Genomic DNA, 14,130 nt, shown 5'->3' with positions numbered 1-14,130 from the left:
GTCTCCCCTCCAGAAACCACCCGGCACAGAATCCATGAACCCGCAAAGCAGACGCAACTTCCTCAAACTCGCCGGCGGCAGCGCCGCCGCCACCGCCGCGCTGGCGGCCTTCCCGCCGTCCATCCGCCGCGCGCTGGCAATCCCGGCCAACAACGCCACCGGTACCATACGCGACGTCGAGCACGTGGTCATCCTGATGCAGGAAAACCGCTCGTTCGACAATTACTTCGGCACGCTGCGCGGCGTGCGCGGCTTTGGCGACCGCTTCCCGATCCCGCTGGCGGGCGGCCTGAACGTCTGGCAGCAGACCTATACCAACGGCAGCACCACCCGCACCGTGCTGCCCTACCACCTCGACAGCAGCGCCGGCAACGCGCAGCGCGTCAGCGGCACGCCGCACTCGTACCCGGATGCGCAGAACGCCTGGGACCTGGGCCGCATGAACAAGTGGCCCACCTACAAGCAGACCCAGTCGATGGGCTACTACACCGAGGCCGAGCTGGACTTCCAGGTGGCGCTGGCCAATGCCTTCACCGTCTGCGACGCCTACCATTGCAGCTTCCACGGCGGCACCAACTCCAACCGCCTGTTCCACTGGACCGGCACCAACGACCCCGGCGGCGCCAACGGCGGGCCGGTGATCGACAACAGCGGCGACTCGTTCACGGGGTCGGCCCCGGCCTACACCTGGAAGACCTACCCGGAGCGCCTGGAAGCCGCCGGCGTGAGCTGGAAGGTCTACCAGAACATGCCGGACAACTTCACCGACAACCCGCTTGCGGGCTTCAAGCAATACCGCGACGCCAACGCCGCGCGCGGCAACCAGGCCAACGGCAGCCCCTACCCGGCATACACCAGCGCCGACGACGCCATCAGCCCGCTGCTCAAGGGCGTGGCCAACACCATGCCTGACGGCGGCTTCCTGCAATCGCTGCGCGACGACGTTGCCGCGGGCAAGCTGCCGCAGGTGTCGTGGATCGTGGCGCCGGCGACGTACTCGGAGCACCCCGGGCCTTCCAGCCCGGTACAGGGCGCGTGGTATACGCAAGAGGTGCTGAATGCCCTGACCGCCAACCCGGCGGTCTGGAGCAAGACCGTGCTGCTGATCAACTTCGACGAGAACGACGGCTACTTCGACCACGTGCCGCCGCCGTGCGCGCCCGCCTACGACGGCGACACGCTGGCCGGCGCCACCACGCTCGACCCGCAACAGGTCAGGCCGGAGTACCACGTCGACAAGCGCCCCTACGGCCCCGGCCCGCGCGTGCCGATGTACGTGGTCTCGCCATGGAGCCGCGGCGGCTGGGTCAACTCGCAGGTGTCCGACCACACCTCGGTGCTGCGCTTCCTGGAAGCCCGCTTTGGCGTGGCCGAGACCAATATCAGCAGCTTCCGCCGCGCGGTGGCGGGCGACCTGACCTCGGCCTTCAACTTCGTCAGCCCGAACACCAACCCGCTGCCCACGCTGCCCAACCGCGACAAGGCCAGCGCCGATGCCATCCGCACCGCGCAAGGCGTGCTGCCGCAAGTGCCGCTGCCTTCGGCCAGCAGCCAGCAGATGCCGCAGCAGGACACCGGCACGCGCCCGTCGCGCGCCCTGCCCTATGAGCTGCACGTAAGCGCCCGCGAAGACGCCCGCGACCAGCGCGCGGTGTGGCTGCTGTTCAGCAACACCGGCACCGCGGCGGCGGTGTTCCACGTCTACGACCGCCTGCACCTGGACCGCGTGCCGCGCCGCTACATGGTCGAGCCGGGCAAGGAACTGCATGGCAGCTGGGACGTCTTTGCCAGCGACGACGGCAAGTACGACCTGTGGGTGCTTGGCCCCAACGGCTTCCACCGCGCCTTCCGCGGCAACGTGGGGGCCGTGACTGCGGCGGGTGCCAGCGCGCCGGAGATCCGGGTCTGCTATGACATCGCCAATGCCGCGGTGTACGTGGACATGATCAACACCGGCAGCGCCCCCTGCACCTTCACCGTGCAGCCTAACGCCTACCGCACCGACGGTCCATGGACCTACGAGGTGCCGGCCGGCATGCAGCTGCAGCAGCACTGGCCCGTGGCCCGCCAGGGCAACTGGTACGACTTCACCGTCACCACCGCGCAAGGCGGCTTCACGCGCCGCTTCGCCGGCCGCATCGAGACCGGCAAGGACAGCGTGTCCGATCCGGCGATGGGCCTCAACGGCTGACGCGCAAGTCGCCTGACGGGCAGCGCTGCGCCCGCCCCCGGCCGCTCCGGCCGCGGGCGGGCGTAGCCGTTTTGTCATATTGGCCCGCTAGACTGCGCGGTCGTCCGGGACCTGTCCGGGCTGCCCCCCAACTTTCCTGCGGATAACCATGCTCGGCGACCTGCTGATGACCTTTTTCGAAGTGGCGCGCCAGGGCAGCATCACCATGGCGGCCAGGCAGCTGCGCATCAGCCAGCCCACCGTCACCGGCCGCATCCGCCAGCTGGAAGAGACCTACGGCGTTGAGCTGTTCCACCGCCGCGCCAGCCGCGTCGACCTGAGCGACGTGGGCGTGGCGCTGATGCCGGTGGTCGAGCAGCTGATGCAGCAGGAAGGCAATGCCGACTACCTGCTGCGCAACGCCGGCAACCTGCGCTTCGGCAACCTGCGCATCGGCGCCACCGGCCCCTACTACATCCTGCGCACGATGGCGGCGTTCCGGCAGCGCTACCCGGCGATCGACGTGAGCCTGGACATCGGCAATTCGCAGCAGATGCTGGAGGCGCTGTTCGAGTACCGCATCGACGCCGCGGTATCGTCGCACCCGGTGGACGACGACCGGCTTGCCTGCATCCGGCTGGCGACGGACCCGATGGTGCTGGTGGCCCATCCGGACCATGCGCTGGCGCGGCTGGCGCAGGTCGAGCTGCCGCAACTGCGCGGCTGCCACCTGCTGGTGCGCGAGCACGGCTCGATGACGCGCAAGGCCACCGAGACGGCACTGGCCGCGTGCGGGCTGGAACTGCCGCCGCACACCGTGATCGGCAGCCGCGAGGCCATCTACGAGGCCATCCGCCAGGGCCTGGGCGCCAGCGTGGTGCCGCTGGGCGAGGTGCCACGCGACCCGCTGCTGCGCGTGGTGCCGTTCGCACAAGGCGCGCCGGTGCTGCATGAATACCTATACTGCCTGCAGAGCCGGCGCGAGACCCGGCTGGTCGGCGCCTTCCTGGACTGCGTGGCGCTGGACGAGCCGACCGCCGCCACTCACGCCGCCTGACACCCGCATGCCTGCCGCGCAAGGTAAAGCGCCAATGCCGGTATCGGAAAACTTGGGTCCTTCATCACCGCGCGGTCACCACGCCGCGCCAAGCTTGCCGGTTTCGCCAACTGAGCTATCCCGCATGCCCGCTGCCCCCCGCCTCGCCCTGTTTGACCTCGACCACACCCTGCTGCCGCTCGACAGCGAGTATGAATGGGCTCGCTACCTCGTTGCCGTGGGCGGCGCCGAGGCTGCCGAAATCGATGCGCACAACACGCGCTGGCTGGCGGCCTACCAGGCGGGGCGGCTGGACTTTGCCGCCCATGCGCGCTTTGCCCTGGGCCTGCTGGCGCGCCATCCGCGTGAACGACTGACGCAGTGGCGCGCGGACTTCATGCGCAAAGTGATCGTGCCCGCCATCCAGCCGGCGGCGCGCGACCTGCTGGCCCGCCACCTCTCCGCCGGCGACCTGTGCTGCATCGTCACCGCCACCTGCCGTTTTGTCACCGAGCCGATCGCGCGCCAGCTGGGCGTGCCGCACCTGCTGGCGGTGGAGGCGGAACACGATGCGCACGGCGAGTTCACCGGCGCGCTGGCCGGCGTGCCGGCCTTTGGGCCTGGCAAGGTGCTGCGCGTGCTGGCGTGGCTCGACACGCTGGGCATTGCGCACACGGCGCTGGCACAGGCCACCTTCTATAGCGACTCCCGCAACGATCTGCCGCTGCTAGAAAGCGTTGGCCACCCGGTCGCCGTCAATCCGGATTCGACGCTGCGGGACGCGGCCGAGGCACGCGGCTGGCCGGTCTTGCACCTGTTCGGCACGGCCGGCGTGCCGACCGCCTGAGCCCATGCATCCGCACGCCGGCTTCCCCGAGTACGACCAGCTGCTGGCCTTGCTGGATACGGGCAGCCACGTGCTGGATACGCGGGTGGTCTGCGAAACCATGGTGCAGGGCCATCGCTTCGGCGTCCATGTCGCCACGCTCGGCAGCCGCGATCCGGGCGCGCCGGCGATCGGCATCTTCGGCGGCATCCACGGGCTGGAACGCATCGGCACGCAGCTGGTGCTGGACTACCTGCGCTCGGTGCTGAGCCGGCTGGCGTGGGACGAGCTGCTGCACCGCGAACTGCAGTCGGTGCGGCTGGTATTCATGCCGATCGTCAACCCCGGCGGCATGTGGGCCGGCACCCGCGCCAACCCCAACGGCGTCGACCTGATGCGCAATGGCCCGCAGGACGCCGATGCGCGTGTGCCCTTCCTGGCCGGCGGCCAGCGCATCGGCGCCTGGCTGCCCTGGTACCGCGGCCCGGCGGGCGCGCCGATGGAAGCGGAAAGCCGCGCGCTGCTGCGCGTGGTGCAGGAAGAACTGCTGCCGCGCCCGCTCAGCTTTGCGGTGGACTGCCATTCAGGCTACGGCTGGCGCGACAGTATCTGGTTTCCGTACGCGGGCACGCGCCGGCCGATGGCGCACCTGCCCGAGATGTACCTGCTCAAGACGCTGTTCGAGCAGGCCCACCCGCACCACGGCTACACCTTCGAGCCGCAAAGCCACCAGTACCTGCTGCACGGCGACCTGTGGGACCATGCCTATGACCTGACGCCGCACGGCAACCTGTTCCTGCCGATGACGCTGGAACTGGGCTCGTGGCTGTGGATCAAGAAGAACCCGCGCCAGCTGTTCTCGCGCGAGGGCATCTTCAACCCGATCAAGGCGCACCGCACCGCGCGCGTGCTGCGCCGGCACGTGAGCCTGTTCGACTTCCTGGGCCGCGTGGCCTTTGCGCCGGATCGCTGGCGGCCGCGCGGCGCGCAGCGTGACGACCTGCTGCTGCAGGCACGCGCACACTGGCAGACGGAGCCGCCGCCATGAGCCGATGGGTATTCTTGCGGGGACTGACGCGGGAATCGCGCCACTGGGGAAGCCTGCCGGCGCGTTGGGAAGCGGCCGGGCTGGGCCGGCCGCTGCTGCCCGACCTGCCCGGCAACGGCGCGCTGTCGGCGCAGCCGGCGCCGTGGAGCGTGCCTGAGATGGTCACCGCGGTGCGGCGCCAGTTGTCGGCCACCGGCGCGCACGGCCCCTACCGCGTGCTGGCGATGTCGCTGGGTGCGATGGCCGCGACCGAGTGGGCCAGCGCCTATCCGGAGGAAGTCGGCGGCCTGGTGCTGGTCAATACCAGCATGCGGCCGTTCTGCACGCCCGCACAGCGCCTGCGGCCGCGCAACTGGGGCAAGCTGCTGCGCGTGGCGCAGCGCTGGCAGGACCGCGCGTACTGCGAGCGGACCATCCATGCCATCACCTGTGCCCGCACCGATACGCTGGCACGCGATCTCGAGACCTGGCAGGCCATTGCCGCCGACGCGCCGGTGAGCCGCCAAGCCGCGCTGGCACAGTTGCTGGCCGCTGCCCGCTATCGCGCTCCCGCCAGTGCGCCGCGCTGCCCGGCGCTGCTGCTTGCCTCGGCGGCAGACCGCCTGGTCAACCCGGTGTGCTCGGCGCGCATCGCGCAAGCCTGGGACGCGCAGTTGCTGACGCACCACTGGGCCGGGCATGACCTGCCCCACGATGACCCGCAGTGGCTGTGCAATGCCGTCGCCGGCTCGGTGATACTGACACTAAGCGGCGGCTAAGGCCTGCTCCGCCGGCATGGCGCTGGTCAGCAGCGCCGCCGCGGCATCGAGCCGGTCCGGCGTGCCAAACAGCCGCGCACTGATCAAGCCGTTCTGCAACGCCCCGAACACCACCTGCGCCAGCTGCTGCGGCGGAATCGGATAGGGCGACTTGCGCTGCGCCGCGGCGCGCTCGAACAAGCTGGCCAGCCATTGCTCATTGAGCCGGATAAAGTCCTGCATCGCGGCGCGCACCGCGTCCGGCAGCATCAGCACGTCGGCCGACAGCATGCCCACCAGGCAAGCCTGGTCGGTGCCGGCACCCGCGCGCAAAGGCGCAAGGTATTGCCGCGCCTGCTCCGCGGGCGGCAGGCTGGCGTCGATCGCATCCAGGCGCGCCCGCCTGCGGGTGCCGTATTCGCGCACCGCTGCCAGCACCAGGTCGTCCTTGGACGGGAAGTAATAGTGGATGCTCGAGGTCTTGACCCCGACCAGGTCGGCCAGGTCGCGGTAGCTGAAGCCATTGAACCCCCTGCGGCGGATCAGCACCAGCGCATGTTCGACCAGTTGCTCGCGTACGGATCGGGTGTTCATGGCATCAACTCCATCGTCTTGCTGCCGCGCCGTTCAGGCCGGCAGCGTTTGTGCGATCAGCGTGATGAGGGACCCGCTTGCGAAGCAAAGCCCTACCCATCCGCCAAGGATCAGCGCAGTGTCACGCCAACGCATGATCAACTCCTGAAGACGGGCCGCACCCAGGCGGCCCGGCGGTTTTCAATGGCCGGCATTACGCCGGCCGGCTCTCAGGCGATGGCGCCGTCGGTATAAGGGTCAGCCTTGCCCACGCGCGCACCGTCGGTGTACGGATCGAAGCTGCGCGACGGTTGGGCCGAAACACCGCTGCGGTCCAGGCCGGCTACCGTGCGGGCACCGTCGGTGTAGGGATCAGGCTTGCCAACGCGGGCACCATCGGTGTACGGGTCGAAGCTGCGCGACGGTTGGGCCGAAACACCGCTGCGGTCCAGGCCGGCTACCGTGCGGGCACCGTCGGTGTAGGGATCGGGCTTGCCAACGCGGGCACCATCGGTGTACGGGTCGAAGCTGCGCGACGGTTGGGCCGAGACACCGCTGCGGTCCAGGCCCGCTACCGTGCGGGCACCGTCGGTGTAGGGATCAGCCTTGCCAACGCGGGCACCATCGGTGTAGGGATCGGCCTTGCCAACGCGCGCGCCTTCGGTGAACGGATCAAACTTGCCGGTGCGGGCGCCTTCCGTGAAGGTGTCGAACTTGCCGGTGCGGAAGGTGTAGCCGTACTTGTCGCCGGTGAAGGTGCTGTCCTGCACGCTGGCCGCTTGCGCAACACCGCCCGCGAGCGCGGCGGCAAGGGTGGCGGCGGTAATCAGGGTCTTGGTGATCTTGGTCATGATGGGCTCCAGGGTGCGATGTTTCGGGATCGCGTCAATTCGGTATCAGTGGCTGTGGCAGATCGTTTTTTTCGATTCCGCATCTACTAGTAGATAGATACTCGGCCTCGAAAAAATGACCGCCTCCGGTCATGCAATGGGACCGCCACGTTTTCGCCTTGTCTTGCTTGTTGCCGGCGGTGCAGCGCTTCCATGAGTCAAATACTATCTACTACTAGGTAGAGAGTCAAGGAAAAACATTTCTATCGGCCCGATAGCCTATGCCTTTTCTGGCTCTATCTCGTTGTTTTAAAAGCGCTTATCACCGATTCCGAAGCGCCGGCGGCCGACCGGCTGTCTGCAAATAAAAAAGCCGCCATGCAGCTTGCGCCACATGACGGCTTCAGACGCGCCACTGATATTGCGCGAAAACCTTAGCCGGCGACGGCGGCCATCAGCGTATCCGCAGCGGCTTCCACCCGGTCGGAGGTCCCGAACAGGCGTGCCGCAATCAGCCCGCTCTGCAGCGAGCCAAACACCACCTGTGCCAGCCGCGCCGGCGGCACCGGGAACGGCGTGCTGCGCTGCGGCTGAGCCCGCTCCAGCAGGCCGGCCAGCCATTGTTCGTTCATCAGGAAGAAGCCCTGCAGCAGCTTGTGCACGGACTCCGGCAGGCACAGCGTCTCGGTCGACAACATGCCGCACAGGCAGATCTGGTCCGAGCCGCAGCTGGCGCGGAACGGCGCCAGGTAGATGGCCGCCTGCTCGGCGACCGGCAGACTGGTGTCGATGGAGCGGATGCGCTCGGCCAGGCGGGCGCTGTATTCCTTCACCGCCTCCAGTACCAGGTCCTCTTTGGACGGGAAGTAATAGTGGATGCTGGAGGTCTTGACCCCCACCAGTTCCGCCAGGTCGCGGTAGCTGAAGCCGTTGAAGCCGCGGCGGCGGATCAGGACGAGGGTGTGCTCGAGCAGTTGCTCGCGTACTGATTGCGTTTTCATGAAAGCAGTTTATCTACGCGAAGATAGGCGCTCAAGCCGAAATGCCCCGGGGCTGGGGTAATTCCCTAGCCCGGGGCATCTGAGGCATGTGCTTTAACCAGGCAGGACCTGCGCGGCGAAGGTGATCATCGAGCCACTCGTCACGCAAAGCACCAGCCATCCGCCAAGCAGCAGGACACTGTCACGCAAACTCATGATGGACTCCATCGGACGGCAGTCAGCGTGACCGCCGCCGTAAAGTTGTTGGCCGCCGGCCTCAGCCGGCAGCAATCAAGCCAGGGCGCCGTCGGTGTAGGGGTCAGCCTTGCCGACGCGCGCGCCGTCCGTGTACGGGTCGAAGCTGCGGGCCGGCCCGGCCGACACGCCACTACGGTCCAGGCCAGCTACGGTGCGGTACCCGTCCGTGTAGGGATCGGTCTTGCCGACGCGGGCGCCGTCGGTGTACGGATCAAACTTGCCGACGCGGGCGCCTTCCGTGAACGGGTCGAACTTGCCGGTGCGGGCACCTTCCGTGAAGGTGTCGAACTTGCCGGCGCGGTAGCTGTAGCCGTACTTGTCGCCAGCCGAGGTGTTGTCTTGCACGCTGGCGGCTTGCGCCACGCCACCTGCCAGTGCGGCGGCAAGGGTGGCGGCGGTGATCAGGGTCTTGGCGAACTTGGCATTCATGATGGGCTCCTGGGTGCGATGTTTCGGGATCGCTTCAATTCGGTATCAGTGGCTGTGGCAGGGTCACTCTTTCGAGCCGCATCTACCAGTAGATAGATGACAGGTGCTAAAAAAATGACCATGCCGGTCTTGCGATGGGATCGCCACTTTTCCGCCCGCTCTTGCTTGCTTCCGGCGGTGCAGCGGTGCCATGGACTCAATGCTATCTACTACTAGGTAGATAGTCAAGGCAAAAGTTTTCTATCGGGCCGATAGCCGCCTGCCGACGCTGCACGATATGGCTGCGAATCCACTTAAGGCATGCGTGCGAATGAACTTTTCTTCACCCGGACGCCGATGGCCTGCTAGCCTGAAGGGAACGCCATCCCGAAACTCGCCATGCCTGAAGGCCCCCGCCCCGCTCAGCCGGAATCCCGCCACCGCTGGCTCGCCACCGCCGCGGCACTCGCCGTGGCCGCGGGTGTTGCGCGGCATCTACTGTTTCGTGCGGTAGAACGCAAAGCCTTTGTCACGCCGACGGATGAAACAAAGGACGCGGCAGCACCCGACATTTCAGCCCTGACGGTGCGCCATGCCACGTTCGCCAGCGGCAATCGCATCCTGCACGCCGCCTTCATGCCGGCCGCGGACCCCGAAGCGCCAGCGCTGATGGTGTGCCACGGCGACAATGAGAGCCTGCCCGACTGGGCCCCGGTCCAGGCCATGCTGGCGGGCGCGGGCATCGCCTCCTACGTCTTCGACTACAGCGGCTACGGCCGCAGCAGCGGGCGGCCAAGCGTGCGCCGCCTGCGCGAGGATGCGCTGGCCGCCTACCGGCAATTCCTGGCAGCCACGCCGCAGGCAAAACGGCGCGTGGTGCTGGGGCATTCGCTGGGATCCGGCATCCTGCTGGAGGTGGCGCAGCGCTTCGATCCGCAGCCCGACGGCTATGTCATTGCGGCGGGCTTCAGTTCGGCGCGCCTGGCCGCAGTGCAGACCGGGCGCATACCCGCATGGGCCGCGTGGCTGCTGCCGGATCCGTGGAACAACGCTGCGCGTGCCAGCCGGCTGGAGCGGCCGCTGCTGGTGGTGCACAGCCGGGACGACGCGGTGATCGTCCCACCCCACGCGGAACGCGTGGCCCGTGCGGCCAGGCATCTGCATGCGCTGGTGATGCTGGACGCCATGCCGCATGACGCAGCCATCCTGCCAGAACATATCGAGGCATTCTGGCCGCCGATCCTGCGCTTTGTGCGCGCGCAGGACGGCGATGCCATGCAGGCACTGTTGGCAGGAAACGACGCGAAATATGAAGGCGATCCGCCTGGCAACGCGGATCAGGCAGGCACATCGACCAGTCGCACAGGCACATTGGCGACAGCAAGCGGCGAGCGCAGGCAGTAGGGTCGCGGGACGGCCGGACCATGGCCGAACAATCTACCGCAGACGTCCGCCACCGGCAATCATCCTTGTGGGCGAGGCGCCACGGCGAGATGCCCGAGAGACTTTTTGCCGAATTCTTGTCTATATTGGTCCCCATGGCACGAGCATCGCTATTTCGCCGTTGACAGCACTGGAGGTACTGCCATGCGTTGGCTTGCAAACCTGTTCAGTCCGCCGACCCCGGAGAAAATCGCCGAGAGGGAACTGCAAGACATGAGGCTGACGCTGTTCCAGGCCGAAAGGCGCTTGCTCGAAGCGCAAATGCAGGTGGCCTACTACCGCGACATGGTGGCGTTCCTGGAAGACGTCGCGGCCAAGGGCGTGGAAGACGTGGTCGACAAGCGCCGCGCCACGCCGCCTGCGATGCCGGAGCTGCCGGCACGCACGCCTGGCCTCACCACGGTCCCTATCGTTCCGTCCGCGGCCTGACGCAGCCGGGACAGGCCCCGACCTGTGCGATACTCGCGCTGCCTGGCGCCCGTGCGGCGCGCAGGCGCATATCCACAGGAACCAGCCCCATGAGCGAACTGCTGCCCGCGATCGAATTCGAAACCGCGCCCAATCCCGCCTGCGCCGTCATCTGGATGCATGGGCTGGGCGCCGACGGCAGCGATTTCGCCCCGGTCGTGCCTGAGCTGCGCCTGCCCGCAGCGCCCGGCGTGCGCTTTATCTTCCCGCACGCGCCGGCTATCCCCGTGACCTGCAACGGCGGGTATGTCATGCCGGCCTGGTATGACATTTATTCCCTCGATGAATCCGGGCGACGCGCCGATGAAGCCGGCATCCGTGCCTCTTGCGAAGCCATTCGCGCACTGATTGCGCGCGAGAACGCCCGTGGCATCCCCACGCACCGCATCGTGCTGGCAGGCTTCTCGCAGGGCGGCGCGATTGCCTACACCGCCGGGCTGAGCCATGCCGAGACGCTGGCCGGCATCGTCGCGCTGTCCACCTACATCCCTGCGCCGAAAGCGCTGGCGGCCGAGGTCAGCGCCGCCAACGCCACCACGCCCGTGTTCGCCGCCCATGGCACGCAGGACGACGTGGTGCCGCTGCAGCTGGGCGTCGCCGCCCGCGATTTCGTGCAGGCGCGGCAGCACCCGGTGACCTGGAGCACCTATCCGATGGGCCATTCGGTCTGCCTGGAAGAGATCGCCGCCATCGGCGCCTGGCTGGCAGCGCGCTTTGCGCAGGCAGCCACCGCGCAGTCCTGATCCGCTCCCCGACAAGATGATTGCCGGCCGCTGCGCCGCGCATCGCACCACGCCGCAAGCATGACCCTCGCCCCACTCCCCAGGATCGATTTCAATACCCGCAAGGCACTGCTGTTCGCACTCGCTGCCGAACGGCTGTCGGCCTACTATGAACACCGCCAGTGGATGACCGACGCCCAGGGTGCGACGCTGGCCGGCGAATGGCTGTCGCGCTCGAAGCTGCAGTTGCCGCTGTCCGAGCGGCGCCTGTTGTCGGAACTGAGCGACCAGTTTGCACGCCAGCTGGCTGAGACCCTGTCACGCGAGGCCGGCCTGTACGCCGCGCACGAAATGATGGAAGCCCTCGATCCCAACTACCAGTCTGCGTTTGCCTACGACATGCTGGAAGAATGCGAGCGGCTGCTGCATGAAAACGGCGTGACGGAATAGCGGGCCGGACGGCGGCCGGCGTTTGCAAAGATTGACAATTGCATTGCGCGCGGGCGCGTAAACTTCGCGCACTGATGACGCCCCCCTCCCGCCTACCATGGAACGCAAGCACTGCCTGGCCTGGATCGCGCTGAGCATGATCGCAGCAGCCTTGCTGACACTGCTGTGCCTGATCCTGAATGACCACGCCGAGACCCAGGCCGCCAAAAGGGTCGAGCAAATGGCCGTCCGGGTGAAGCCCGCCGGCGCAGGCCTGATCCAGACCCACGCTGCGTCCCCGGCCGCTCAACAGCCGGAGCGGCTGTCGCAGGCCCTGGGCGCGCGGCGCTGAGCCGCATCGGGTGCGCCCCGGCCCGTAACTTCAGAACGACGACCAGTGGTTAAGAAGAACAACAGCACGTGCCGGAGCGCGGGCTTGAGTGTAGGCGCGGTGTCCACCGACGACTGCAAAGAATTGATAAGAGCGCGGTAGCCGCCTACGCGGCTGCCTCTGCAGGGCCTGTGCCGCCACAAACGCCCCGCAGCAGCGCATCGTGCTGCCGCACCGCCTGGCGCAGGGTGGCCTAAGCCCCTGGCAATGCCGGCCACGCCACGCCGGCCAGCGCGGCGAGCGCCGAGTAGGACGTCGCCAGGTGGTACGGCGAGGTCGAAGGCATTTCGGCGCGTACCACGCTGCCCGAGCGCGCCAGGCATTCATGCCAGCCGTGATCGTGCAGGAAGCGGCTGCGGAACTGCTGCGTCCAGGCTTCCAGCGCCGCCAGCGACTCCGGCGCGCCATGCACGGCGAGCGCGCGCGCATATTCGGTCTGCGCCCAGATGCGCTGGGTATCGTCCAGCATGGAGCCATCGGCGTTCAGTGCCGCGCTGACGCCCTGCGTCGACGGCACCACGCCGTGCCGCTGCGCAAAGGCAAAGGCCTGGCGCAGCGTATCGGCCAGCGGCAGGTCGCCGAGCAGCGACGGCCTGCCTGCCACCAGCGAGAACCACTCGAACTGGTGGCCCGGCTCGATGCGGTTGCCGGGGCTGCCTTGGGGCAGCTCGGCAATGCAGCCGCTGGCCGGATCGACAAAGCGCTCATGCACCGCCATCGCGATCTCGCGCAGGCGTTCGGCATACCATTCGTCCCCGGTCGCATCCAGCGCGGCCAGGTAGGCCTCGGTCAGGTGCATGATGGGGTTCTGCAGCACGCCGGCGCCCTTGGGCCGGAAATGCTCGGTAAGCGCGGCGTGGTACAGGCCCTGTTCGTCGCCGAAGAGGTCCTCGACGACATCGACGGTTTCATCGAGCACGTCGAGCGCATCGGGATTGCCGCGCCGCGCATGATAGTTGGCGCAGGCGAAGATCACGAAGGCATGCGTATAGAGGTCGCGCGTGGCATCGAGCGGCGTGCCGGCCGGGTCGACGCTGTAGAGCCACGCGCCCTCGCCATTGCCGAAGTAGGCCTGCAGCGAGCCGAACAGCGTATCGGCATGCGCATGGTTGCCGGCCAGCGAGAACACATAGAGCTGGCGGGCGCATGCCATGGCGCGATAGCGGGCCGGCGCCAACGGCGCGGCACTGGCGCCGTCGAGTGCCTCGTAGGGCAGCAGCAGGTCGCCGTTCCAGCCGCTGGCGGTCCACAGCGGCAGCACGGTGGCATCGTAATGTGCCGTCAGGGCGGCGACCCCTTGGTTGAGCTCAGGCGAGATGGGCATGGTCTGGCGGAAAGTACAGGCGCGGCGAAGGCCGCAAAGGCCGTATCTTGCCATGCCGCGGCCGCAAGACAGTCATGGCATTTGCGGCGACCTCTTGCTAGCATCAATGGCGCCCACCCGCGAACGGGAGACAGCCATGTCGACTTTGCCCCTCACGCTGACTGACGATCACCGCACATTGGTGCTTCACGTCCTTGAAGATGCACCCGGCCAGTTCACCTGGCGCATCGTCATGGAAGAACGCTGTGGCGCCGCCGACGAGGATTGCACCGTCGCAGCGCCATCCACCTACGGTTCCCGCGCAGAGGCCGAGGCCGCCTGCTGGGCCGCCGGCAACGGCATACTGAACGGTCCGCGCGCCGCAGGCGAGCTGCACGCCACCTGAAGCCCCCACGGCATCGCGCAACACTTGCACTACGTGCCGCGTGTCCTAGTCTGGAAGCGTGGCAGTGGCAACGCAGGGTATGCATTTACCTGCGGTTTTCCG

The 14,130-nt window shown here is 67.6% G+C and carries 16 protein-coding genes; 11 read left to right on the top strand and 5 right to left on the bottom strand.

The window, feature by feature from the left end; translation table 11 throughout:
• Nucleotides 1-34 precede the first annotated feature (34 nt).
• The 5 genes from I6H87_RS24665 (at nucleotide 35) to I6H87_RS24645 (ending at nucleotide 5,838) form a co-directional block, all read left to right on the top strand.
• Nucleotides 35-2,191, top strand: coding sequence for a phosphocholine-specific phospholipase C (locus I6H87_RS24665; RefSeq protein ID WP_011617051.1), 2,157 nt, complete (start codon nucleotides 35-37; stop codon nucleotides 2,189-2,191).
• 148 nt (nucleotides 2,192-2,339) lie between these two features.
• Complete coding sequence (locus tag I6H87_RS24660; RefSeq protein ID WP_041688068.1) at nucleotides 2,340-3,227, top strand: LysR substrate-binding domain-containing protein; 888 nt, start codon at nucleotides 2,340-2,342, stop codon at nucleotides 3,225-3,227.
• A 124-nt stretch (nucleotides 3,228-3,351) separates the two neighbouring features.
• Complete coding sequence (locus I6H87_RS24655) at nucleotides 3,352-4,053, top strand: HAD family hydrolase (protein ID WP_010814090.1); 702 nt, start codon at nucleotides 3,352-3,354, stop codon at nucleotides 4,051-4,053.
• A 4-nt stretch (nucleotides 4,054-4,057) separates the two neighbouring features.
• Entirely contained in the window at nucleotides 4,058-5,080 is a 1,023-nt protein-coding gene (locus I6H87_RS24650) for a M14 family zinc carboxypeptidase (protein ID WP_011617049.1), read from the top strand.
• Nucleotides 5,077-5,838 carry an alpha/beta fold hydrolase gene (locus I6H87_RS24645; protein ID WP_010814088.1) on the top strand — a complete coding sequence of 254 codons (762 nt, stop codon included), beginning with the start codon at nucleotides 5,077-5,079 and terminating at the stop codon, nucleotides 5,836-5,838. The genes I6H87_RS24650 and I6H87_RS24645 overlap by 4 nt, the downstream gene beginning before the upstream one ends.
• Here the strand turns inward: I6H87_RS24645 and I6H87_RS24640 are convergent.
• From I6H87_RS24640 to I6H87_RS24625, 4 genes are all read right to left on the bottom strand, one after another.
• Entirely contained in the window at nucleotides 5,824-6,411 is a 588-nt protein-coding gene (locus I6H87_RS24640; protein ID WP_011617048.1) for a TetR/AcrR family transcriptional regulator, read from the bottom strand. The genes I6H87_RS24645 and I6H87_RS24640 overlap by 15 nt on opposite strands.
• Before the next feature lie 209 nt (nucleotides 6,412-6,620).
• Nucleotides 6,621-7,241, bottom strand: coding sequence for a hypothetical protein (locus tag I6H87_RS24635; protein WP_011617047.1), 621 nt, complete (start codon nucleotides 7,239-7,241; stop codon nucleotides 6,621-6,623).
• A gap of 413 nt (nucleotides 7,242-7,654) precedes the next feature.
• Entirely contained in the window at nucleotides 7,655-8,221 is a 567-nt protein-coding gene (locus I6H87_RS24630; RefSeq protein ID WP_010812504.1) for a TetR/AcrR family transcriptional regulator, read from the bottom strand.
• A gap of 270 nt (nucleotides 8,222-8,491) precedes the next feature.
• Nucleotides 8,492-8,887, bottom strand: coding sequence for a hypothetical protein (locus tag I6H87_RS24625; RefSeq protein WP_010812502.1), 396 nt, complete (start codon nucleotides 8,885-8,887; stop codon nucleotides 8,492-8,494).
• 378 nt (nucleotides 8,888-9,265) lie between these two features.
• Between I6H87_RS24625 and I6H87_RS24620 the strand changes: the two genes are divergently transcribed.
• The 5 genes from I6H87_RS24620 to I6H87_RS24600 all read left to right on the top strand — a co-directional run bounded on the left by I6H87_RS24620 (nucleotide 9,266) and on the right by I6H87_RS24600 (nucleotide 12,280).
• Nucleotides 9,266-10,270, top strand: a complete 1,005-nt coding sequence (locus tag I6H87_RS24620; protein ID WP_011617046.1) for an alpha/beta hydrolase — start codon at nucleotides 9,266-9,268, stop codon at nucleotides 10,268-10,270.
• Between the two features lie 183 nt (nucleotides 10,271-10,453).
• Nucleotides 10,454-10,738 (top strand): hypothetical protein, encoded by a 285-nt coding sequence (locus I6H87_RS24615; RefSeq protein WP_010812500.1) that lies wholly within the window; start codon nucleotides 10,454-10,456, stop codon nucleotides 10,736-10,738.
• 89 nt (nucleotides 10,739-10,827) lie between these two features.
• A complete protein-coding gene (locus I6H87_RS24610) occupies nucleotides 10,828-11,520 on the top strand; it encodes an alpha/beta hydrolase (RefSeq protein WP_011617045.1) in 693 nt (230 codons plus the stop codon).
• 60 nt (nucleotides 11,521-11,580) lie between these two features.
• A complete protein-coding gene (locus I6H87_RS24605) occupies nucleotides 11,581-11,949 on the top strand; it encodes a hypothetical protein (protein ID WP_010812498.1) in 369 nt (122 codons plus the stop codon).
• Between the two features lie 97 nt (nucleotides 11,950-12,046).
• Nucleotides 12,047-12,280: a hypothetical protein gene (locus I6H87_RS24600; RefSeq protein WP_010812497.1), complete on the top strand. Its 234-nt coding sequence runs from the start codon at nucleotides 12,047-12,049 to the stop codon at nucleotides 12,278-12,280.
• 232 nt (nucleotides 12,281-12,512) lie between these two features.
• Here the strand turns inward: I6H87_RS24600 and I6H87_RS24595 are convergent, their stop codons facing one another.
• Nucleotides 12,513-13,643, bottom strand: a complete 1,131-nt coding sequence (locus I6H87_RS24595; RefSeq protein ID WP_011617044.1) for an AGE family epimerase/isomerase — start codon at nucleotides 13,641-13,643, stop codon at nucleotides 12,513-12,515.
• 136 nt (nucleotides 13,644-13,779) lie between these two features.
• On the opposite strand from I6H87_RS24595, the gene I6H87_RS24590 reads away from it, so the two are divergent.
• On the top strand, nucleotides 13,780-14,028 hold the full coding sequence (locus I6H87_RS24590) for a hypothetical protein (RefSeq protein WP_010812495.1): 249 nt from the start codon (nucleotides 13,780-13,782) through the stop codon (nucleotides 14,026-14,028).
• Nucleotides 14,029-14,130 lie beyond the last annotated feature (102 nt).

This window comes from Cupriavidus necator, from assembly GCF_016127575.1.
GTDB lineage: Bacteria > Pseudomonadota > Gammaproteobacteria > Burkholderiales > Burkholderiaceae > Cupriavidus > Cupriavidus necator_D.
This window is presented reverse-complemented; position numbering and strand designations above follow the sequence as displayed.